This window comes from Buttiauxella sp. JUb87, assembly GCF_004361975.1.
Classification (GTDB): Bacteria; Pseudomonadota; Gammaproteobacteria; order Enterobacterales; family Enterobacteriaceae; genus Buttiauxella; species Buttiauxella ferragutiae.
The window spans coordinates 1,278,777-1,300,849 of sequence record NZ_SNVY01000001.1 but is presented as its reverse complement, the minus strand read 5'-3'; the positions used below and the strand labels follow the sequence as shown (position 1 = coordinate 1,300,849).

The window sequence follows — 22,073 nt, the reverse complement described above, 5'->3', positions numbered from 1 at the left end:
CGGGAACAAGGTCAAAACCAGCGCGGTGTGGTCTGTTGGTTTTGGTTTTGAAGTTGACCTTGGGTTCCGGCTTCAATCGCCTCCGTTTTGACTCCAGGTGGCCGGGTCCAGCCGTCGGGAACGGCTGGAGGGCGCGATCGCCGGGAGCGAATCGCAACCGACCCGGACACGGAGGCAAAATGGAGGTTTACCGCGCAGCGGCGATTGACTTGCCGGACGCCTGGATTATCAAGGGGTTGGCGTAAACCCCTTGATACGTTCACCGTTCACTAATCTATGTGGGATCAAATAACTTTCAGGTGAACGGAAAATCACCGATCCGCCATAGGCTCCCCTCAGGTGAACGGAAAATCGCCGCTCCGCCATAGGCTATACCACTTACTCCCCATATCTAACCGCTTATCCCGCCATTTGACCACTCACTAAAACTCCCGCTCATTGCACTCCCACCCTATGCCAGCATATCGCTGAACTTTTTATCTTTGGCACTGGAGTGGGTTATGCAACACGCACTAACGTTTGTTATCGCGACCCTGTGTATTCTGGCTATCTGCTATCGCCTTTACGGGGTGTTTTTCGTCCGTAAAGTGTTGAATGCCGATGACTCGGAAATCACACCGTCACATATTCTTGAGGACGGCAAAGATTACGTCCCAACTAAAAAATGGGTTAACTTTGGCAGCCACTTTGCGGCGATTGCCGCCGCTGGTCCGTTGGTCGGCCCGGTGCTGGCAGCACAATACGGTTATCTGCCAAGCTTCTTATGGCTGTTAATTGGCTGCGTGGTGGGCGGTGCGGTACACGATACCGTGGTACTTTTTGCCTCCATGAAGCACCGCGGTAAGTCACTCTCAGAAGTGGCGAAAGCGGAGCTGGGGCCTGTAGCCGGCTGGTGTACTGGCCTGGCGATGTTATTTATCATCACGATTACCATGGCAGGTTTGTCGATGGTGGTGGTTCACGCACTGGAACGTAACCCGTGGGGCACCTTCGCGGTGTTCATGACCATCCCGGTGGCGATTGGTGTCGGTCTGTGGGAGCGTTTCACCGGCAGCATGCGTGGTGCAACCTGGGTTGGCATTATCGTGATTTTCGCCTGTGTGATTGCAGGGCCGTATATTCAGGAATCTGCTTTCGGTGAATGGCTGAGTTTCCGCGCATCTACCGTCAGTTTGGTTCTGCCATTCTATGCATTTTTTGCCACCGCATTGCCTGTGTGGATGCTGCTTACGCCGCGTGGTTACCTCTCCAGCTTCATGAAAATCGGCGTATTCGGTGCGCTGGTGATTGGTGTGGTGTTCATTAACCCGGAAATTCAGTTCCCGGCGGTGACGCAATTTATTCACGGTAACGGCCCGGTATTAGCAGGCCCAGTCTGGCCGTTTATTTCTATCACCATCGCCTGTGGCGCGATTTCTGGTTTCCACGCGTTTATCGGTTCCGGTACCACGCCGAAGCAAATCGATAAATGGAACGACATTCTGCCAGTGGCTTTCGGTGCGATGCTGGCTGAATGTGTGGTCGGTGTGATGGCGTTAATCGCGGCAACCGCTCTGCATCCTGCGGATTACTTCGCCATCAACGCGACACCTGAAGTCTTTGCCGGTCTTGGCATGGATGTGGTCAATCTGCCACAGCTTAGCGAATCCATCGGCCTGGATTTATACGGGCGTACCGGTGGGGCCGTGACTCTGGCAGTGGGGATGGCAGACATCTTCACGCGTATCCCGTGGTTCAGCCATTTAGCCTCGTATTTCTTCCAGTTCGTCATCATGTTTGAAGCGGTATTTATCCTGACTGCGGTAGATTCCGGTACCCGTGTTGCGCGTTACTTGCTGCAAGATTTCCTCGGCGACATCTGGTCTCCGCTGAAACGCACCAACTGGATGCCTGGCGCAATTGGTTGCAGCATCGTGGCCTGCGTGTTGTGGGGTTATCTGCTGAACTCCGGCGACATCAACTCAGTGTGGGCGCTGTTTGGGGTATCGAACCAACTGATGGCTTCCATTGGCCTGATGATCGGTGCGACCATTATTCTGCGTATGTCGGAAAAACGCTGGTACGTACTGACCTGTCTGATCCCGCTGTCGTATCTGTATGTGACAGTAAACTATGCCGCCTACTGGATGGTGAAGAACGTTTACTTCAATAGCGCAGCTAAAGGCTTCAACATCTTCAACGGTACGATTTCGATTGTGATGGTCGCGTTGGGGCTGGTGATTATGGTAGCGTCGATTCAACGCTGGTTTGTGCTGTGGCGTGCTCGCGGTAACTCAGAGCCGATTGAATTGTTGTCATAACTTAAGTCGTTATTTAAGCAGTACTAAAAGCCGGTCTTCCATGACCGGTTTCAGATTGCTGATAAAGGGTGATAAATGTGTTTTGTAGGGTGGATAAGCGTAGCGTCATCCACCATTTACGCCAGTTGTGTCGGATGGCGCTGCGCTTATCCGACCTACGAAGAAGTTTGTCATCAGTCTCAAGCCGGTCTTCCATGACCGGTTTCAGATTGCTGGCAAAGGGTGATAAATGTGTTTTGTAGGGTGGATAAGCGTAGCGTCATCCACCATTTACGCCAGTTGTGTCGGATGGCGCTGCGCTTATCCGACCTACGAAGAAGTTTCGTCATCAGTCTCAGGCCGGTCTTCCATGACCGGCTTCAGATTGCTGATAAAGGGTGATAAATGTGTTTTGTAGGGTGGATAAGCGTAGCGTCATCCACCATTTACGCCAGTTGTGTCGGATGACACTGCGCTTATCCGACCTACGAAGAAGTTTGTCATCAGTCTCAAGCCGGTCTTCCATGACCGGTTTTTTTATTGGCAGGCTTTCATTTCTGCGTTGGTCAAATCAGCACGGCTGCAATCCAGTTCACGGCCTGAAGGGCCTTTAGCGGAAGCTTCACCGGCTGGCATGATCATACCGTTCGCGCGGTTTTTACCGGTCCAGCTAACACCCGCGCTACCATCTGGAGAAATAGCAATCGACAACACTACGCCCTGGCCGGTGGCTTCATAGTAGTTATCGTTTACTTTCTTCAGCTTCATCTGTTTACCGTTGAGATAAACCGGGCCGCCCTGGTCGATATGCACTTCGCCCGGATGACCTTTGCCGTTAAACAGCGGCAATGCGGCACTCGCGGAAAAGGCGACAAAACCCAGAACCAGCGCCATCGTTTTTAGTTTGCTCATCATTAACTCTCTTATCATTATCGTGCTCAATCTTCACCGTGGTGAAGTCGAGAAGTGGAATATTTCCGGTGCGAGATAATGCTGCCGTGCGCCAGATACGATATTGACTTATATCAAATTGGTGAATGAGTTGAGGGGGTAAAGATTCTTAATATTGATGTGTTGTGGGAGCAGAGAATAAAGCCGCAACGCGTTTCAGGCGTTGCGGCCAGGCTCTTATTCTTCAGTTGCGCGTTTAGGGGCAGGTTGTTCGAGAACCATCGTTTGTGTCTGGCTCAGGCTTATCCCTGCGGCACGTAGCATTTTAAGGATCTCGTACAGCAGGTCGCTACGCGTTGAGCTGACCATACGTGGGCTATTCACATAACCGGTGACACTCAGCACAATCCCGGTTGGCCCCAGCTCTTTAAAGCTGACTGACGGCGCGGGGTTTTCCAGAATAGATTCATGCAGCTTATAGGCTTCGAGCAGCAAATTACGCACTTGCTCCGGGTCGATATCCAGCGGGAAGGTCAGCGTAATGGTTGCCACGCCTTGCGCGTTACCCATCGTGGCATTACGCACGTTCTGCGAAATAAGCTGTGAATTGGGCACAATAACCGTGGATTTGTCACCTAACTGGATCTCGGTGGCGCGCACGTTAATACGGCGAATATCGCCCTCAACGCCGCTGATACTCACCAAATCTCCCACTTTCACCGGGCGCTCAGTTAACAGAATCAGGCCGGAGATAAAGTTCTTCACTATCTCCTGTAAACCAAAACCGATACCTACCGACAAGGCACTGACGATCCACGCCAGTTTGTTCCATTCAATGCCCAGCATCGACAGCGTGAGCATGATAATCAGCACGTAGCCGACGTTGGTGAACAGCGTGACCAGCGAGGCACGCAGGCCCCTGTCCATATTGGTTTTTGGCAGGAAATCGTTATCCAGCCAGCGGCGTGTTGAGCGCAGTACATACCAGCCGACAGCCAGACACAACACGGCGTTAACGGCGTGTGCCGGGATAATATTCATCCCTTCGAGACCTTTACCGCCCCATATTTCGGCAATTTTGATCAGCAACTCCATCGGCGTCGTGGTGCCGAAGGTGCCATTCAACAGTGCAACGGCGGCCATCACCAACAGGCTGGTTTTGCCTAAAGCGGAGAACAGCGTGGCGGCAAGCGAGAGATGGCGGTCATTAAGGCTCAGCGTGCTTTTGAGGAGCTTCCCGCTCTGGGTGGTTGGTGAAAAGACCGCTTCACATAAATCGACCACGAAATGAATCAGCAGATATAGACTACAAACCACCAGGCCAATCCACAGCAGTTCGAACGTGACGAAGCGCGCCAGCGGAATGTAGCCAATCAGCAATGCCATCAGGATAACGAAGGCAGTCAGGCTAATGACCAGATGAATCAGACCGGCAACCGTCGAGCGGGCCTCGGTTTGCTCGCCTTCGGCACTCATTTTTCGGCGGATCCTGTTCACCCGAATCGGTGCAATCAGGCAATTGAGCGCCACCAGTAAGGCCGCCAGTCCGTTGCCAAACAGCGTGGCGGCAATGCTGGCACCGACTAACGCATTCAACTGTTCGATGATGCCAAAGATAAAGATGAAGGTTGCCAGCAAAATTGGGAACGAGGCCAGCGTTTTTGCCAGTGGGTCGGCAATACCCGGCAGACGCCAGGAAGGATGGCTATTTGACAGTAACGCGATACCCAGGCCAGCAATCACCGCTGAAAAATAGGTCAGTTCGACCATCTGGTCGGCAAATTCAAGCACCCATTGCGAGGTGTCAGGCAGGCGGGTCAGGGTATAGCACAACAACTGCATGCTGATACCCAGCGTCAGCGTGGTGCTTAATGTGGTAAAGCAGGCGAGGAAACTGCGACGAAAACGACCTTGCGGCAGCCAGCGAGGCAGCACCCAATTCATTGGCTTGTCCAGCGCTTTGCGGCCAAATAGCCCAATGGCTAACGCCAGCAGCAGATAAACTGCGCTCCCAAAACGCCAGTCGTCGCTCCAGGCCTGATGCCAGGCCGCACTCACTTGTGTGCCGAAATCGTCGAAACGCGAGGCATCTTTATCGCTTGGGTCAAAGACTGGCGACCAGAAGTTCTCGCCAAGAATACTGCCGGTGTTAAGCGCGATTTGGGTTTTCAGTGCGTCACGACGCAGCCCTGAAATTTGTGATGAGAGGTTTTGCGCCCCCACGGCAATGGCTTTGCTTTGCTCAATTTGCGTGGTGAGCAAGGTTTTACTGTTGTTCAATTGTTTGCGCTGGCTGACAACCTGCGGTGTTTCCGTCAGCGTACCCGGTGCCGGGGCTGGCCCAAGCACATCCAGTTGCCCCTGAATCTGTGCCAACTGCGGAGCCAAAGCAACGGCGAGCTTATCCGCATCACTGACCAGTTTTAGCGCATCGTCATTCAGGGTGGTGAACTGTTTGTCCGCTTTCGCAGTCGAGACGCGCTGTTTGAGTGAATCCAGGCGTTTTTGCAACGCAGGTAACTCAGTGCTGGCGTTGACCTTAACCGGTTCTTCCGTAGCAGATTGCCCGGCGGCGTCATCAGCCTGAGAAAGAAAAGGGGTCATCATCAAACAAGATAGCAATGCCAGTAAGAGCAGCGGCATTCTTAATGGTTTACGCATAGAAAGAATTTTCCGGGATATCGAAAAGACAGAAATTGGAGACAAGCGGATAAGGATACTCGGAATTTAGCGGATGCCAATCAGAGTAAGTCTATTTATGTTCCCGATGGCGTCAGGTTGGCGGCCATATGAACCGTGTTGCTCTGCTAATTGGCCACTGGTTTTGTAATGGTACTATTTTTTAATTGGTGACAAATAAATATGGAGCGCATCACAAACCAGTATGCTTTTTTGACCCGGCTCTCTCTTTTCTTGCCTCCCCACATAATTCGTTTCCTCTTCCAGGCGGAAAATATCTCTCTTTTTGCATGAACAATATGCTCTAGTATATCAGTCAACCTAATTACAATAATACGTTGCTGGAGATAGACGTATATGCTCATTACTCGTGATAATATTTTCTTAAATAAAACATTCAGGGATAAGCGGGAAATTTTTTGCTTCCTGGCGACACATGCTGTCGCACAGGGGTGGGCCGAAGATGCTAATAAAATTGAAGCGGATCTTTGGGCGCGGGAGAATCAATATTCGACGGGTTTTGAAAGCCAGATTGCTATTCCCCACGCCAAAACTGCCAATGTTTCCCATGCCGGGGTGATTTTTATTCGTCTGCAAAATCCCATTGATTGGGAAAGTCTGGACGATCTTCCAGTACAAATTATTTTTGGCCTGCTGGTTCCTGAATCTGGAGCGAAATTGCTGCACTTACAAATTATTAATAGCCTTGCAAGCCAAATCGTTGATGACGAATTCAGAGCGCGTTTATTTGCGGTCAACGATGAAGACGAACTATTTCAGTATATGAAATCGCGTATCGCTATTGAGGAGGAAGTATGAATATTGTCGGCGTCACATCATGTATTGCTGGTTTAGCCCATACTCCGATGGCAGCCAAATCCCTGGAAAAAGAGGGAGGGCGTCTTGGGCACCAGATAAAAATAGAGCAACAGGGTGCCATGGGGATCATGAACAGAATCACCGATGATGATATTCAAGCTGCAGATTTCGTACTTATTGCTGCTGACCGTACCATTGAAGAAGAAGAACGCTTCGCCGGGAAAGTCATTATTCGGGTAAAGATAGGCCAATGTGTTAGCCATGCATCTGATGTCATAACGAAATGCGTTTCGGCTGTTGAGGCTCGTCTGAATAAATAATCAAGGTGATGTCATGAAGAAATTAATGATAGAGATAAAGAATCATCTTATGACGGGTATTTCCTTTGCCCTGCCAGTTATTATTGCCGGTTCCCTGATGGTGGCGGTTGCCAAAATTATCGGTCTGGCGATCGGTGAGTCTAATCTTGATGCCTTCGCTAATAGCCATGGACTGGCAAACTGGCTGTACCACACGCAGGACATTGGATTTAAAATTATTGGGCTAATGAACTATGTTCTCGGTGCCTATGTTGCCTATTCAGTGGCAGGTAAAAAGGGTCTGGCCTCCGGTTTTACTGCTGGCCTAATTGCCTCGCTAACCGGCTCTGGTTTTATCGGCGCAGTGCTGGGTGGTTTGCTGGCCGGTTATTCATCTGAGTGGGTCGCACGTAAGATAAAAATTACCGGCTCGGCGGCAAGCTCCGTCCCGCTGATTATTCTGCCATTTATCACCGTTGGCTTGCAGGTACTGGTGATGTTATTGCTGCTCGGGGATGTGCTGAGCTGGCTGAACACCTCGCTGATGGCCTGGGTTCAGCAGATGACGAAAGATGGCACCAGTACAGTTGTGCTGGCGGCTGTTCTTGGCGGGATGATTTGCTTTGATCTCGGCGGGCCGGTTAACAAAGCGGCATGGGGAACAGCAAATGTTTTGTTCCTGAGCGGTGTATATCTTCCTGCTATTCTGGTTAATGTTGCCATTATTATTCCACCGCTAGGCTACGCGGCTGCTCGTTTTTTACGCCCTGACAACTTTAATCAGACGCTGAAAGAAGCTGGCAATGGTTCGATTATTATGGGGATTCTGGGGATCTCCGAAGGTGCCATTCCCTTCACCCTGCGCAACCCGGCGCGGTTAATTCCTCTTAATGTTCTGGCAGGGACTCTGGGGGCGGTTACCGTTGCGTTATTAAAAGCTTATCCAATTATGCCGCCGTTGGGTGGGCTATATGGTGGTTTCACCGTTGAAAACCCGTGGGCTTATTTCATTGGTGCATTGGTTGGCACTGCTGTTATTGCTTTTGGGGCCAATCTACTGGTGAATTTCAATGATGAAGAGTCAGGTATTAAATCCAGTAATAATCCTACTGAAGAGATTGAAATAAAATTTGATTAAGTTTTGCACTTTGCGTAATGGGAGATTGGTATGAAAAATAAAATTGTCCATATTTACAGCCATACTCACTGGGATCAGGAGTGGTATTTCACATCATCGCGTTCACGTATTTATCTCTTTAATCACATCAAAAATGTGATTCGTATACTGGAGAATAACGATGACTTTCCCTGTTACCTGCTGGATGCGCAAAGTGCGTTAATTGAAAGCTATTTGCTGTGGGCTCCGGAAGACAAAGATGTATTGTTTAAATTAATTGCTGAAAAACGTTTGCTCACGGGACCGTGGTACACCCAAACCGATCAACTGGTTATTCATCAAGAGTCGCTGGTACGCAACCTCTGGTATGGAATTAAGGTCGCTACTGATGCGGGCAGCAGCATGGCTCTGGGCTATGTTCCTGACTGTTTTGGTCAGGGGGGCAATATGCCGCAGATCTACAAACAGTTCGGTATTCACCACGCGCTTTTCTGGCGTGGTATCGCGGACAACACGCTGCGGGAAACCGAGTTTGTCTGGCAGGGTGAAAACGGCGATCGGATCTTTGCAGTGCAGATGCCATGGGGTTACCACTATGGTGGGCTTCTTGATGAAACTCCGCAAAAAATGGCGACCTTCCTGAATGAAAAAATGTCACCGACTGAAGCGCGTAGTGACCGTGTAAACTTGCTTTACCCGCACGGTTTTGATCAGGCTCCGGTGCGTGAGAATCTGCCGGATCTGGTGAAGCAATTCAATGCCTGCGACGATGAACGACACTACCAGATAAGTAGCCCTCTGGACTTCCTGGAGGCGCTGGAAAAAGAGTCTGCAAACGATGTGCGGATACTCCAGGGAGAGCTGACTGAGGGCAAACACTCCCGCGTGCACAAGACGATTTTCTCATGCCGGGCCGATCTGAAGTTACTCAATAACGAGATTGAATCGCTGTTGGTCAATACGCTTGAGCCAGTACTGGCAATTAGCCGCAGCCTTGGGCATGCGTATCCGTCAAAAATCATCGCTGATATTTGGAAACTGATGTTTTATAACGCCGCCCATGACAGCATCGGCGGTTGTAACAGCGACGATACTAATCAGGATATTTTCTTCCGCTATAAGCAGGCTCGCGATTTAGCCATCAATTTGCTGGAGCTGCATAGCCGATTAATTGCCATTCGTACCCAGCGCGAGCACGATTACACGTTCACTGTATTCAACCCGCTAACTAATACAGCCGCGCCACAGGTGACCTTCGAGGCATGGTTGCCGGGTATCCCATTCACCCTGCGCGATTCGGCGGGCAATGCATTGCCCTATGTGATTGAACAACAGACCGATTTGACCAGTTACGTATTGAACCAGACCATTCGACTTAATCCTGGCAAGCCATACCATAAACCGGAGAAGGTTTATCGCACTAAAGTGACGGTGAACAGCAGTGACTTACCTGCTCTCGGTTATACCCGCTGGCATCTTGATTTTGATGCTGATGGGGCAAGTAAGCGGGTCACGGATAATATGATGGTCATCGAGAACGCATTTTATCGCATGGAAGTGGAAGAGAACGGGTTGCTCACCATCAAGCATAAAACCACCGGTAAACGCTATGAGCGCCAGATGCTGTTGGTGGAAAATGGCGATGATGGAGATTCCTACAACTATTCGCCGCCGCGTGGTGACTTGATTGTTACCTCCGAAGGTTGCCTGGCTTCAGCCCACCGGGAGAATAATGGCCTGAATCAGTCGTTGTTACTTGATTATGTACTTAAAGTTCCTGGCAACCTCGAAGAGCGGGCGCAGGGTATCGCCACCTCTACAATGAAAGTCGCGGTGCATGTGACTCTGCAGTATGACGACATAATCCGCTTTACAGTTGACGTGGATAACCAGGTGCTCAGTCATCGTTTATGCGTCCATTTCGCGACGGACATACTGGCAAATGTCTCTTATGCGGATCAGTTGTTTGGTGTGGTTGCGCGCCCGGTGCAACTGAGTAACGCCCTGAAAGTGTGGGAAGCAGAAAACTGGCATGAAAAACCGATTTCCATTGAGCCAATGCAAAGCTACGTGAACCTGCATGATGAAAATCATGGCTTCACATTGCATACCAATGGCGTGCGTGAATATGAAATCGTCGGCGACAATTTCGATACCATTTCCGTTACTCTATTCCGTTCATTCGGTTACATGGGCAAAGAGAACCTGCTCTATCGTCCGGGGCGTGCGTCGGGTGAGTCGGTAGTGGCGACACCAGATGCACAGTTGTCTGGACCGTTGTCCTTCGCATTTGGCTGGCGTATCTATAGCGGCTCGTTTGACGAGGCACAGCATGCGCGGCTATCGAAATCGTTGCTGACATCGTTTCCGGTCTATCAGGACAGCGACTTCCTCAATGGCCGTCTGCGTTTTTGCCTGAGCGATGAACAACGCACATATCCGCAGGAATACAGTCTGCTGGCCCTGCCTGATGGCCCGGAAGATGCACTGGTCAGCGTGGTGAAATGCGCAGAAGAGGGCGAGGGGTTAATTTGCCGCTTCTATAACCCAAATCTGAATGCCACAGCCACCATTCCGGCGCTGAATAATGCTCGTTACGTCTTGCTGGACGAGAAAACCCCGTCACAGGAAAGGGCGGCGCTAAACCCTAATGATGTGCAGACGTTGTACGTTGAAATAGTGTGAAGAGAGAAATGAGACTGTTTACCAATAAGCGGATCAGAGATATTTTCACCCAGATTGCTCAAGGGAATGTGACGCAAACCTCTTTGGCCAAAGAGATGAATGTGTCCACGCGAACCATCCGCAGTGACCTGAAAGATCTAAATGATATCGTTGGCGGGTTTGGTAACAGTCTCATTCACCATCGTAAGAAAGGTTTTTCCATTCAGGTTAACAATCCGGCGGGTCATAAAACGCTGCTTGAACAGTCACAAAGGCCCTGGAAAGAGACTCGTTCGACAGCAGAACGCCGCCGGGCTTTACTGTCGACGCTATTGCGCCAGGATGCGGAAATCTCGCTTGAGGAGTTGGAGTCGACGTGGTTTATCAGTATCTACAGCCTGAGAAACGACATTGCTTTGCTTAAGCGTCATTTTGCCCTCTATGACCTGAGTATCGTTTCTGGAGGGGTCGATAAATTTAAACTCTCTGGCAGCGAAATAGCGTTTCGTCGCTGCATTTACGATAACCTGCTGCGCTCAAAAGAAGCGGAAGAAGATTACCAGGGGATCTTTGATTCGTTGGCGAAGATTTCCAACATCAAGCTGGCGCTGAGTGACTACTTTGTTAGCCATGGATTAGTGGTAAGCGATGTCAATTTGCGGTTTTTTACCCTGATTTGTGGGATTACCTGTGAGCGCATTCTCCGGGGAAGTTGGCTGTTGGATTATGAGTTTGACGCTTGCGAACCGCACTTAAAAATAGTCGCGCGCGATATTCTTCCCCTGCTGCTGGCGGATGCCGTACCTAACATTGCGCAAAGCGAAATCGATTATATGGCGATGAATCTCGCCGCGTTTTGTTCAATGACGAGTGAAAATGCGCTCGAGCATGAGCAGCACGACGCCGAACGTGCGGTGATGAACCATTTTTTGAGTTATGTCAGTTCGTCCTGGTTCTGCGACGTCAGTTATGATGAGCTGTCACGCAAGAATCTGCTTAGTCACATTCAGGCCATGCGTATACGCGTTAATAATAACATCACTATTATCAACCCGTTGATTGAGCAAATTAAGCGTCACTATCCGTTGATGTACGAAATGACGCTGGCTGCTTTTAGTGAGCTGGAACACTTCTTTTCTAACAAAATTAGCGATGATGAGATTGGCTATCTCGTCATGCATATCGGGGCCATTCTTGAAGAGATTCATCTGAAAGACGAAGGTCACACTATCAGTGCATTAGTCGTCAATGATCAAGGTGAAGCCTCAACCCGGATCGTCTGCCAGAAAATAATCAGGATGTACCCCAACATTGCTATGACAAAGTGTGTTTCGGTTGAGCAGTACAAAGCGATGACCCGTGTGGAAGAGAGCATTGTTATAAGCTTTGTAGTCATTGAAGAGAAGAACAAACGTGTTATCAATTTGCCTCCGTTGCCAGAAAGATGGCAGTTAGAAAACATGAAGTACTTTTTAACCGCTGAAAACACGCCACCTGCGGCGATGGTGAATTATTTTTCTGCGGATCACTTTTTTGTATTTGAAAGCCACGTCCATACCAAGGAGTCGCTGATTAACTTTCTCTCCTCACAATTAGAATTAAAAGGAAGAGTTGATGAGCATTATTTAGACTCAGTAATTGAACGAGAAGTGCGAGCGTCAACATTGCTGGATGATAAAATCGCCATTCCACATCCATTAGGTCTGGTAGCATTAAGTACTATGGTGACGGTGGCTATATTTCCTGATGGCATTGAATGGGATGTGGGGAAAAAAGTTAAACTGGTCTATATGCTAGCCATTAGTGAGGATGCTTTTGTCGATAGCATGATTATTTATGATTATCTGACAAATATTCTTGATAACGACGTTATTGATAATTTAAGTCAGTGTGAAAATTATTCTGAGTTTATAGCATTGTCACAAAAATATTTTTTATAAAACATTCGGAATAAGAATGTTATACATAATCATTTTAGCCGCTTACAAAATCCCTCCCGGTATCCTTTCCTAACGTCTATACCCTAAATAATTCGAGTTGCAGTCAGGCGGTAAGGCCAGCACTCCCTGGCACCCTGTAGCGTAGTATGGGGTGGATTTTAACAAGTTTGAAACAAATTTCTTAATCCAGAAGATACTAATAACCTACTGTAATAAAAGCCATTTAAGTAGCAAATCACTATTATTTACTGATTTCCCGCCGTTGTTTCCGGGTCTTTAATAAGACATTCCTTAGGCAAGATAAAGGATTTACACATGTTATTAGCTATGCGATTAATTTAAATTATTAACATCGAGAAGATGGTGTTTTAAATGTTAATTCATCGTTTTCGAGAAGATGAAAATATCTCCGCATGGATTGGGGAGTTGGGGGCTATTTGGCTCAGTAAATCAACTGGAATAATGAATGAAGGATACATTATTCAAACAGGATATTTTAATAATTAAAGGAATCTCCATGAAATTTAGTAAAATTGCTTGCTCTTTGGTTGCTGGCATTGCATTAGTGAGCGGTGCGGCACAGGCCGATGCGGTGACGGTAAATGGCGGCACCGTACACTTTCAAGGTGAGCTGGTGAATGCTGCCTGTTCGGTAAGCACCAAGTCTGCCGATCAGATTGTGAAACTCGGCCAGTACCGTACCGCGGCGTTCACTAAAGTGGGTGACACTTCAGCGCAGATCCCTTTTACCATCGTCCTGAACGATTGTGATACCAGCGTATCCACACTGGCTTCTGTGGCTTTTTCAGGCCAAACGGATGGCACTGACCCAACGCTTCTGGCTATTAACTCTGGTGATAACAGCACCACCGCAGGCGGCGTAGGTATCGAAATTCTGGACAATAAATCGCAAGTATTGACCCCGGATGGCAGCACATTCTCTACCGCGAAAACTTTGGTTGATGGCACCAACACCTTGCCATTTACCGCGCGTTATAAAGCGACCGCTGCTACTGCAACAGCAGGCCAGGCGAACGCAGATGCCACCTTCGTGATGAAATACGAGTAATCGGACCAGGCAGGGATGACGATAGCCACAGGGATGAGGCTAAACAGAAGATTATTATTCCGCATGCCGCACCTGGCTCTGTTACGTCGATTAATAATAATGATGGTGCTTTGTAATGACGACTTTATTTAAACCAGGTCTGGCGGTAATGCTGTGCCTGTTATTAACATGTTTTAATGTGCATGCTGCTGGAGGCGTTGCTCTGGGGGCAACACGAGTTATTTATCCGGCCGATGCCAAACAAACTTCGCTCTCAATTAATAATAGCGATGACAAAGAGCGTTATTTGGTGAATTCGTGGATTGAGAATAATCGTGGGGAAAAAGACAAAAAATTTATTGTTACGCCCCCGCTTTTTGTCAGTGAGCCTAAAAGTGAAAACACGCTGCGGATTATTTACGCCGGGCCACCGTTGCCAACCGATCGTGAGTCCATTTTCTGGATGAACGTGAAAGCGATTCCCTCGGTGGATAAATCCAATCTCGCAGGCAATAACGTGCTGCAATTGGCGATTTTGTCACGTATCAAATTATTTGTTCGCCCTAAAAACCTGCAAATGCAGCCAGATGAAGCGTTTAAACAACTGCGTTTTAGCCGTAGCGGCGAGCATCTGAGTATTCACAATCCTTCGCCTTATTACATCAGTACGGTCAATCTGAAGGTCGGTAACGAGAAACTGGCAAATACCATGGTTGCGCCAAAAAGTGTGGCGCAGGTGACGGTCCCAGCCACGCTAAAAGGAACCATCTCCTTCCAGACCGTGAATGATTACGGTGCGGTAACCCCTGTGCAAAAGGGCGCAATGCTGTAATGCGGGCTCTGCACAACAAGGATACCGGGCAGATGATGAACAAGTCAGTTACTCCGATTGCGGCGATGGTGATGGCAGCGCTTTGGCCTGCAATCAGTTCAGGAGAAAGCTATTTTAACCCTGGTTTTTTGTCGCCAGAAGATGCTGCTGTTGCGGATTTATCGCGTTTTGAAAAAGGGAGCCAACAGGCTCCTGGTGTGTATCGTGTGGATATCTGGCGTAACGCTGAATTTATCGCAACCCAGGATCTGCGCTTTGATGCCAGTAACAAGGCGGATGGAAAGGTAAGCGCGGACGGTCTGGTGCCGTGCCTTGATACAGGCTGGTTGCAGCGTCTGGGGCTGAATATGCTTGCTTATCCTGCGCTTGCGAAATTAAAGCCTGGGGAATGCGTGCCGTTGGCGGAGCTCATCCCTGGTTCAGAAACCCACTTTGATTTTGCCAAACTGCGGTTGGATATAAGCCTGCCGCAAGTGTCGTTGCTTAATAGCGCTCGCGGGTATATTCCTGCGCAAGAATGGGACGAAGGCATCCCTGCGGTACTGCTCAACTACAGCTTTACTGGAAACCACGGCAGTTATGACGATAACTATTATTTAAGCCTGCAAAGTGGCCTGAACTATGGGCCGTGGCGGCTGCGCAACAGTGGTGCCTGGAGTTATACGCGCGGTGATGGTTACCATTCCAACAACTGGAATAACATCAGCACATATGCGCAGCGGACAATCATCCCACTCAAAAGCGAGTTGGTGCTTGGCGACAGCAACACCAGCAGTGATGTGTTCGATAGCCTGGGTTTTCGCGGTGCACGGCTCTATTCGGCAGACAGCATGTACCCGGATAGCCTACAAGGTTACGCGCCAACGGTGCGCGGCATCGCACGGACAAACGCCAAAATCACCATCCGCCAGAATGGTTTTGTGATTTACCAAAGCTATGTGTCACCAGGCGCGTTTGCTATTAACGACCTGAATCCTACCTCCTCAAGCGGCGATCTTGACGTTACCCTGGAAGAAAAAGACGGTACGCTGCAAAAATACACGGTGCCTTATTCCACCGTTCCGCTGTTGCAGCGTGAAGGGCGGCTAAAATTCGACCTGGTTGCCGGGGATTTCCGCAGCGGTAGCGACCAACAAGAAACGCCATTTTTCACTCAGGCTACGCTGATTGCCGGTTTACCCCGCGGTTATACAGCTTACGGCGGCACACAACTTGCCGAGGATTATGCCTCGGTGGCGCTGGGCGCGGGTAAAAATATCGGGGAGTGGGGGGCCATTTCACTTGATGTCACTCATGCCCGTAGCAAACTGGCGGATGACAGCGAACATGAAGGCCAATCGCTTCGTTTCCTGTATGCCAAATCCCTCAGCAATTACGGTACTAACTTTCAATTGCTCGGCTACCGCTACTCAACTCGTGGCTTCTACACGCTGGACGAAGTGGCCTACAAAAATATCGAAGGTTACGAATTCGCCGATGAACAAGACGGCAACCACAACACTGAGCCGGTGGTGCAGAGTTATCACAACTTGCGCTACAGTAAGCGTGGACGTTTTCAGGTCAACATTTCTCAGGGGCTTGGCGATTATGGCTCATTCTACGTTTCAGGCAGCCAGCAAACCTACTGGGAAACCAACGAGAACAACACCTCTTACCAGGCAGGATATGCCAGTGGCTGGCGCGGAATCAGTTACTCGATGTCGATGTCATGGAACAAATCGGTCGGTATTTCCGCAAGCGATCGCATCATGGCATTTAACCTCTCGGTGCCGTTCAGCACGTTATTGGGGCATGGTTACTCACGTTCCAGCACCCTCGACCGCGCCTACGCCACATTTGCCGCCAGCAACAATTCAGAAGGTGACTCCACGCTGCAAACTGGGATCGGCGGCACATTACTTGAAGGGCAAAACCTGAGCTACAACGTCACTCAGGGATACAGTGACAGCAACGGCTACACCGGAAGTGCAAGTACCAACTGGCAAGCCACTTACGGCACGGTGGGATTGGGTTACAACTACGACCGCGACCAACATGACTATAACTGGCAAGCATCGGGTGGTGTGGTAGGACATGCCGATGGCATCACTTTTAGCCAGCCGCTCGGAGATACCAATGTGTTAATTAAAGCGCCGGGTGCCAGCGGTGTTGGCGTCGAAAACCAAACCGGGGTGAAAACCGACTGGCGCGGTTACGCCGTGATGCCTTATGCCACGGTTTACCGCTACAACCGTATCGCACTGGATACCAACACCATGGATGACCATACCGATGTTGAAAATAACGTCAGTAGCGTGGTGCCAACGGAAGGGGCATTGGTACGGGCCGAATTTAAGGCACGGATTGGCGTGCGGGCTATCTTCAACGTGACGCGTGGCGGGCGCGCCGTGCCATTCGGCTCGATGGTGCGTGAAGAAACCAGCGGTGTCACCAGTATGGTGGGAGATGAGGGGCAAATTTATCTCAGCGGCTTGCCGCTGCAGGGAAAACTGCTCATTCAGTGGGGCGATGGCAAAGATTCACACTGTTACGCACCTTATACATTACCGCCAGAAAGCCTGACTCAGGCAGTCGCCGTGGTGAGTGCCACCTGTTCATAGAATGGCGCACTATTCAGGGATTTGTTTATGAAATTGATGACATCTTTAGCAGGGGCGGTGCTTCTGGCATGTGTACTACCGGCGTCTGCCACGGTCTGCAAAAACTCAAACGGCGTGCCGACGGATATCTTTTATGACCTGTCAGACGTATTCACCAGTGAAAATAATAACGTCGGGCAAATCATTACGCTTGCTAACAAAACCGGTTGGGTTGGCGTCAATGCCACCTGCCCGGCAGGGACCAGCGGCAACACCACCATGCGTAGTTATGTGAACGCGTTGCCGGTGCAAGAAACCATTGGTGGGTATCAATATATGAAACTCAATGACTATCTCGAAGGGGCAATGAGCATCACCGACAGCTATTCGGGGCAGTTTTTCCCGCCGAAAAACTATATCCAGATGGGCAGCCATCCTAATGTTTCTAAACAACAACCCTTTCCAGTTAATGATTCTAAACTGGTTTTTAAACTCAAGGTGACACGGCGATTTATCAACATGGTGCCGATTCCAAAACAGACCATGTTTACGGTGTATGTCACCACGCGTAACACCGACCCGTTGACCACACCGGTTTATACCATCAGCTACAGCGGTAAAATTGAAGTACCGCAAAGTTGCGAAATCAATGCAGGCCAAATCGTCGAATTTGATTTTGGCGACATTGGTGCTTCGTTATTTAGCCAGGCAGGAGCCGGGAACCGTCCGCAAAGTGTTACGCCACAAAGTAAAACCGTTGCCATCAAGTGCACCAATGTGGCGGCGCAGGCCTATCTCTCTTTACGTATTGAAGCTGAAAAAGCTTCCGGCAATATCATGGTCTCTAACAACGACGATCTCGGCTTTGTCGTTGCGGATAGCAGTGGTTTGCCGTTAATTCCTAATAATCTGAGCAGTAAAATCCATTTTCGCCTCGATGATGCAGCTGCTGCGCAGGTGGGGATTCGCGCCTGGCCTGTGAGCGTCACCGGGAATAAACCTGCAGAAGGGCCGTTTACCGCGCGGGGCTATTTGCGGGTGGATTATGACTAAAACCTGGAGTGGCAATTTTCTGCTGGTCTGCATGCTGGTCGCTGGCGTCATGAACAGTGCGCAGGCCGATTCCCCGCTAGGCGAAGTCAATATCGAGCTGCGTGGCAACGTGGTGGATTTTAGCTGTTATGTCGAAATGGGTGATGACAATAAAACGGTGCAACTCGGTAGCTGGCCGACAAAACAACTGCGTACTGCAGGCAGCACTACGCAAAGTATGCCGTTCAGTTTGAAACTAAACGGCTGCCCGCCAGGAGCGGCATCAATCACTTTTTCGGGGAAGCAAGCCACTGGCAACCCCGGTTTGCTGGGGTTAAATGAGAGTAGTGTCAGCAATGTGGCTATTGAGCTGCGCGACCGGGATAAAACGCAATTGCCACTGGGGCAGGCGAGCCAGGATGTGGTTGTAGATGAGAATGGTAATGCGGTATTAGCCTTTTTTGCTAATTACATCGCCCTGGCCGATAACCCGCAACCGGGACCGGCCAACGCAGATGCTACGTTTATGATTAATTATTATTAACGGATAAAATATACCGCAGTGAAATAATAAAGCCGGGTTTTATTCCCGGCTTTATTATTTTAATTGTGACCTGCGACGTGTTTTTATAATAATTCTTTTACACGGGCATAGTCGATAAGTTCGACAATCGAGGAGACGTGAAGCTTGGAGAAGATATTTGACTTATGTGCGCTAATGGTCTTGCTGCTGAGCAGCAGTTGTTCGGCGATTTCCTTATTTGATAACCCATTAGCAAGGTGACGTAATACGGTTATCTCCCGATTAGATAATGGCATGTCGTCAGTTGCACCATTGCGTGATGCCGGGTTGCTAATTAATTCCAGGGTTTCAGAGGGAAAGAACGAATACCCTGCAAGCAACATTTCTACCGCGTGATAGATATCTTCCTGTTCTTTCCTTTTGCTGACAAAGCCGTTTGCACCAGCTTGAATGGCGCGGCCAGCATAAAATTTTTCAGACTTAGATGACAAGAAAAGTATGCGGGTGTCGGCTTGTATACTTTTGATTCTCTTTAATAAAGCAAATCCGTCGATGGACGGCAATTCAATGTCAAGAATCACCAGGTCGACAAGATGGCTGCTCATGTAGTTAATGACCTCGCGGTTGTCATCTGTTTTCATCACGACTTCTATATCTTTATTTTTCTGTAACAGTACTTCAATCGACATTCTGACAATAGGGTGTTCGTCCATGATAATTACGGATGCAGGTTTCATATTATTGCCTCATTTTTTGAGAAACTCATCGCATTGATACATAGTCACTGGCGGCTAAAGTGATGAAACGCTTTATTAGCTATTATTTTATAATGTATGCAATATGTTCCCTTCAACTTAAAACCATACCTCAATGTACTGTTTGCTAATGAATTCGAGTGTAACTGGATAATTGTTTGTCTAATCGAAAATACATATTTAGATTTTCTAATCAAGCAATTTGATTATACATCTATATAAATTCAGAGAAAGGCTGCTGTTATCTATAGCCAGTAATGGTGCGATCAAATTCTAATTATTCAGGTTGAGTATTTGTTATTTGGATAATACAACCATGTTAGTTAAAATATTTGGATAAAAAGTTTGTTTTTAATGTGAAGAATAGTGCGATATCTCAAATGTGTATTATTTGTTATATCTGGCATGAGGTTGTCAGATGGGACATCGTTCTGTAGTCGCTTGGCGGGCGGAAAAAAGAGTGTCCAGGAATAGTTATAATTGTTAGTTGTTTGATCTTATTTAACAAAATTAATACATTAAAAATAGGCAATTTCCTATGTTTCGCTCGAAAGTGCTTTCGTTAGCACTTCTGTTTGTTTCAACTCAATGGCGGGAGACATTTTATTCAGCAGATGTATCAGAGATTTATTGTTCTCAAGATCAAGGCGAGCGGCAATACGTCCAAGGGTATAAACGACGTAGTGATAGGGCTTGTTTAATTTAACGGCAATTGCTTTCAGCGATTCTCCTTGCGCCACCCCCAACAGAATATTCCACTCCCGATTAGAGAACAGTGTCGAAGAGGATAAATCCGATGAGGAAGATAGCTCCTGCAGGCTTTGTTGCTGTGTCAATCGGTTGACCAGATTGGTGATTTCCTGCCAGCGTTCCACGACAGGAAAGCGTGACGCAGCATTAATCAGCTTCACGGCGCTTACGCAGCGGCAGGCTGTTAATTGCGTTATGTTGAGTTGCGGCCAGGTTTTTTGCCATTGCCGTATCGTATTCAACATATCAAGGGGCGCTTCATTAACACCATCAAGATCGAGGAAAATGCGTGGCAGGGGAATTTGTTCAAGCCACGCCTCAACTTCCTTTAGAGAAGCGCAGACCTGCGTATGTTGAGACTTGAAAAAGTGTTGCGTCAGCGCCAGGGCAAGCCAGGAATCGGTTGTCACCAGGATAAGATCAAGTGGTTGCGCAAGGGGTTCTGCGTGATTTTTTTGTTGCAGGTATTCCAGGCGGTCAAAGACAATCAGTGTTGTACTGCTATAGAGATTGGCCATGCTGCCATTTCTGATACGACGATATCTGCGTTTGCGTGCGGCTATGTACAAATGCTTAGCCATCCACTGCGCGAACTGAGGGCGTGTTCGCTCTGATTTGGACCAGCGTCACTGTTGAAGCAGATGTCATTTCCATATTTTTCGCTGACAGTATGAGTTAATACTGAGATTGCATCGCTAAAATTAATCAGAAGCTAAATGATTTAGACTTCTGATTATATCGTTACAATGTATTCTGTCAGAAAATAAAAATATAATATATTAGGCATGCCTTAAGAGCATGTAAGTAGTTTCTTAAAGAGATAATAACATTTGTGGGTGTTAAATGATAAGGAACGCTAACTAGTCGTTGCGGCGCAAAAATATTGGCTAATGAATTAAAGAAAGAAGATGGATTTTTATAAAGTTCATCAACTCATACTGGTCCCGGATTTTCAGTTTTTTCATTATCACTTTACGATATATTCTTGCAGTATCTTCCTCTATCTGCATTAGATGGGCCGCATCCTGTAGCGAATGTCCCCGGGCGATGTAGATAAGTAACTGCCGTTCAGCACTGGTGAAATTGCATGTGGTGCAGTAGTAGCAAATCCTGGCAGACACCGCCGTGGTGTTGTTTCTGCGCCAGCCAGTCTCCGTCCAGTGGGCTATTTTACGGGTGACTTCATCAACCTCATCTTCGCGAAAGATAACCGGAAGCATATACAGGCATGGGCGGAACATGAGGCTTTGGTGTTCTTTATGTCGGCAAATAAGAATAACTCGTTGGGATTTTGTCGCATTGGGAATTTCAAAACAGTCAGCAGTAAACCAATTATCAGCCAGTGACATAAAAACAATATCGGCAGTACTATGTTCTTCGCCGGGTAAAAAATAAAAATCTTCATTTCGCTGGCGGTAAATTTTTTCAATGATAATTTTTAGACCATGAGCAAAATGACTATTATTTTCCCGTATCGCAATTGTAAGCATGGGGTTTCTCGGTGAGTAATAGAACGGATAACGATCGTAATGAAATAAATACTGAAATTAAATAACCTGAAACTTAATTGACAACTCGCTCGGGATGAGACATTGCCAGGGGATTTCCTGGTGGTTGGTAGCCAAGTGAAGAAATGGCGAGAATTAAAAAAATGAATCAACCCATTTAGCCCACAGTGATATCCCTGGTTTACAGCGCTGGCCACTCGCTTTATCCTGATGGGCGATTAATCACATATACGATTAATCAATGACTCGGGGTGCCCTTCTTTGTGAAGGCTGAGAAATACCCGTACCACCTGATCTGGATAATGCCAGCGTAGGGAAGTCAGATGCCTGTCCGGCATCCCTTCTTCACGCCGGACAG

General features: G+C 48.3%; 17 protein-coding genes and 1 riboswitch. Of the genes, 12 read left to right on the top strand and 5 right to left on the bottom strand.

Annotated elements, in window-relative coordinates; translation table 11 throughout:
- The first annotated feature begins 500 nt into the window (after window positions 1-500).
- A complete protein-coding gene (locus EC843_RS06130; RefSeq protein ID WP_064545105.1) occupies window positions 501-2,300 on the top strand; it encodes a carbon starvation protein A in 1,800 nt (599 codons plus the stop codon).
- Window positions 2,301-2,816: 516 nt separating this feature from the next.
- Here the strand turns inward: EC843_RS06130 and EC843_RS06125 are convergent.
- Window positions 2,817-3,191: a hypothetical protein gene (locus EC843_RS06125; protein ID WP_208111309.1), complete on the bottom strand. Its 375-nt coding sequence runs from the start codon at window positions 3,189-3,191 to the stop codon at window positions 2,817-2,819.
- Window positions 3,192-3,407: 216 nt separating this feature from the next.
- The gene (locus EC843_RS06120; RefSeq protein ID WP_133521909.1) at window positions 3,408-5,831 is read right to left on the bottom strand and encodes a DUF3772 domain-containing protein; all 2,424 of its coding nucleotides are present in this window, start codon (window positions 5,829-5,831) and stop codon (window positions 3,408-3,410) included.
- 375 nt (window positions 5,832-6,206) lie between these two features.
- Between EC843_RS06120 and EC843_RS06115 the strand changes: the two genes are divergently transcribed.
- From EC843_RS06115 to sfmF, 11 genes are all read left to right on the top strand, one after another.
- Window positions 6,207-6,668 (top strand): fructose PTS transporter subunit IIA, encoded by a 462-nt coding sequence (locus tag EC843_RS06115; protein ID WP_064545119.1) that lies wholly within the window; start codon window positions 6,207-6,209, stop codon window positions 6,666-6,668.
- The gene (locus EC843_RS06110) at window positions 6,665-6,988 is read left to right on the top strand and encodes a fructose PTS transporter subunit IIB (protein ID WP_064545121.1); all 324 of its coding nucleotides are present in this window, start codon (window positions 6,665-6,667) and stop codon (window positions 6,986-6,988) included. Before EC843_RS06115 ends, EC843_RS06110 begins: the two co-directional genes overlap by 4 nt.
- Window positions 6,989-7,001: 13 nt before the next feature.
- Window positions 7,002-8,105, top strand: a complete 1,104-nt coding sequence (locus EC843_RS06105) for a PTS fructose transporter subunit IIC (RefSeq protein ID WP_133521908.1) — start codon at window positions 7,002-7,004, stop codon at window positions 8,103-8,105.
- Between the two features lie 30 nt (window positions 8,106-8,135).
- Window positions 8,136-10,769, top strand: coding sequence for a mannosylglycerate hydrolase (mngB, locus tag EC843_RS06100; protein WP_133521907.1), 2,634 nt, complete (start codon window positions 8,136-8,138; stop codon window positions 10,767-10,769).
- Window positions 10,770-10,777: 8 nt separating this feature from the next.
- On the top strand, window positions 10,778-12,688 hold the full coding sequence (locus EC843_RS06095; protein ID WP_133521906.1) for a PTS sugar transporter subunit IIA: 1,911 nt from the start codon (window positions 10,778-10,780) through the stop codon (window positions 12,686-12,688).
- Between the two features lie 372 nt (window positions 12,689-13,060).
- On the top strand, window positions 13,061-13,195 hold the full coding sequence (locus EC843_RS24960) for a hypothetical protein (protein ID WP_255424152.1): 135 nt from the start codon (window positions 13,061-13,063) through the stop codon (window positions 13,193-13,195).
- Between the two features lie 10 nt (window positions 13,196-13,205).
- Window positions 13,206-13,757: a type 1 fimbrial major subunit FimA gene (gene fimA / locus EC843_RS06090; protein ID WP_064545243.1), complete on the top strand. Its 552-nt coding sequence runs from the start codon at window positions 13,206-13,208 to the stop codon at window positions 13,755-13,757.
- Window positions 13,758-13,872: 115 nt separating this feature from the next.
- Window positions 13,873-14,568: a type 1 fimbria chaperone FimC gene (gene fimC, locus EC843_RS06085; protein WP_121815241.1), complete on the top strand. Its 696-nt coding sequence runs from the start codon at window positions 13,873-13,875 to the stop codon at window positions 14,566-14,568.
- Entirely contained in the window at window positions 14,568-17,168 is a 2,601-nt protein-coding gene (locus EC843_RS06080; protein WP_269811543.1) for a fimbrial biogenesis usher protein, read from the top strand. Before fimC ends, EC843_RS06080 begins: the two co-directional genes overlap by 1 nt.
- 27 nt (window positions 17,169-17,195) lie before the next feature.
- Complete coding sequence (gene fimH, locus EC843_RS06075) at window positions 17,196-18,200, top strand: type 1 fimbria D-mannose specific adhesin FimH (protein ID WP_064545132.1); 1,005 nt, start codon at window positions 17,196-17,198, stop codon at window positions 18,198-18,200.
- Between the two features lie 31 nt (window positions 18,201-18,231).
- Window positions 18,232-18,723, top strand: coding sequence for a fimbria assembly protein (gene sfmF / locus EC843_RS06070; RefSeq protein WP_064545247.1), 492 nt, complete (start codon window positions 18,232-18,234; stop codon window positions 18,721-18,723).
- Between the two features lie 83 nt (window positions 18,724-18,806).
- Here the strand turns inward: sfmF and fimZ are convergent, their stop codons facing one another.
- From fimZ to EC843_RS06055, 3 genes are all read right to left on the bottom strand, one after another.
- Window positions 18,807-19,439 carry a fimbria biosynthesis transcriptional regulator FimZ gene (gene fimZ / locus EC843_RS06065; protein ID WP_133521904.1) on the bottom strand — a complete coding sequence of 211 codons (633 nt, stop codon included), beginning with the start codon at window positions 19,437-19,439 and terminating at the stop codon, window positions 18,807-18,809.
- Between the two features lie 554 nt (window positions 19,440-19,993).
- The gene (locus EC843_RS06060; protein ID WP_064545136.1) at window positions 19,994-20,725 is read right to left on the bottom strand and encodes a LuxR C-terminal-related transcriptional regulator; all 732 of its coding nucleotides are present in this window, start codon (window positions 20,723-20,725) and stop codon (window positions 19,994-19,996) included.
- Window positions 20,726-21,094: 369 nt separating this feature from the next.
- On the bottom strand, window positions 21,095-21,697 hold the full coding sequence (locus EC843_RS06055; protein WP_133521903.1) for a LuxR C-terminal-related transcriptional regulator: 603 nt from the start codon (window positions 21,695-21,697) through the stop codon (window positions 21,095-21,097).
- 255 nt (window positions 21,698-21,952) lie between these two features.
- Window positions 21,953-22,049, top strand: a riboswitch (TPP riboswitch).
- The last annotated feature ends 24 nt before the right edge of the window (window positions 22,050-22,073 follow it).

Excerpts from the sequence above, each read along its gene's own strand:
- EC843_RS06130 (WP_064545105.1), top strand. The coding sequence starts at position 501 with ATGCAACACGCACTAACGTTTGTTATCGCGACCCTGTGTATTCTGGCT.
- EC843_RS06125 (WP_208111309.1), bottom strand. The coding sequence starts at position 3,191 with ATGAGCAAACTAAAAACGATGGCGCTGGTTCTGGGTTTTGTCGCCTTT.
- EC843_RS06120 (WP_133521909.1), bottom strand. The coding sequence starts at position 5,831 with ATGCGTAAACCATTAAGAATGCCGCTGCTCTTACTGGCATTGCTATCT.
- EC843_RS06115 (WP_064545119.1), top strand. The coding sequence starts at position 6,207 with ATGCTCATTACTCGTGATAATATTTTCTTAAATAAAACATTCAGGGAT.
- EC843_RS06110 (WP_064545121.1), top strand. The coding sequence starts at position 6,665 with ATGAATATTGTCGGCGTCACATCATGTATTGCTGGTTTAGCCCATACT.
- EC843_RS06105 (WP_133521908.1), top strand. The coding sequence starts at position 7,002 with ATGAAGAAATTAATGATAGAGATAAAGAATCATCTTATGACGGGTATT.
- mngB (WP_133521907.1), top strand. The coding sequence starts at position 8,136 with ATGAAAAATAAAATTGTCCATATTTACAGCCATACTCACTGGGATCAG.
- EC843_RS06095 (WP_133521906.1), top strand. The coding sequence starts at position 10,778 with ATGAGACTGTTTACCAATAAGCGGATCAGAGATATTTTCACCCAGATT.
- EC843_RS24960 (WP_255424152.1), top strand. The coding sequence starts at position 13,061 with ATGTTAATTCATCGTTTTCGAGAAGATGAAAATATCTCCGCATGGATT.
- fimA (WP_064545243.1), top strand. The coding sequence starts at position 13,206 with ATGAAATTTAGTAAAATTGCTTGCTCTTTGGTTGCTGGCATTGCATTA.
- fimC (WP_121815241.1), top strand. The coding sequence starts at position 13,873 with ATGACGACTTTATTTAAACCAGGTCTGGCGGTAATGCTGTGCCTGTTA.
- EC843_RS06080 (WP_269811543.1), top strand. The coding sequence starts at position 14,568 with ATGCGGGCTCTGCACAACAAGGATACCGGGCAGATGATGAACAAGTCA.
- fimH (WP_064545132.1), top strand. The coding sequence starts at position 17,196 with ATGAAATTGATGACATCTTTAGCAGGGGCGGTGCTTCTGGCATGTGTA.
- sfmF (WP_064545247.1), top strand. The coding sequence starts at position 18,232 with ATGCTGGTCGCTGGCGTCATGAACAGTGCGCAGGCCGATTCCCCGCTA.
- fimZ (WP_133521904.1), bottom strand. The coding sequence starts at position 19,439 with ATGAAACCTGCATCCGTAATTATCATGGACGAACACCCTATTGTCAGA.
- EC843_RS06060 (WP_064545136.1), bottom strand. The coding sequence starts at position 20,725 with ATGGCCAATCTCTATAGCAGTACAACACTGATTGTCTTTGACCGCCTG.
- EC843_RS06055 (WP_133521903.1), bottom strand. The coding sequence starts at position 21,697 with ATGCTTACAATTGCGATACGGGAAAATAATAGTCATTTTGCTCATGGT.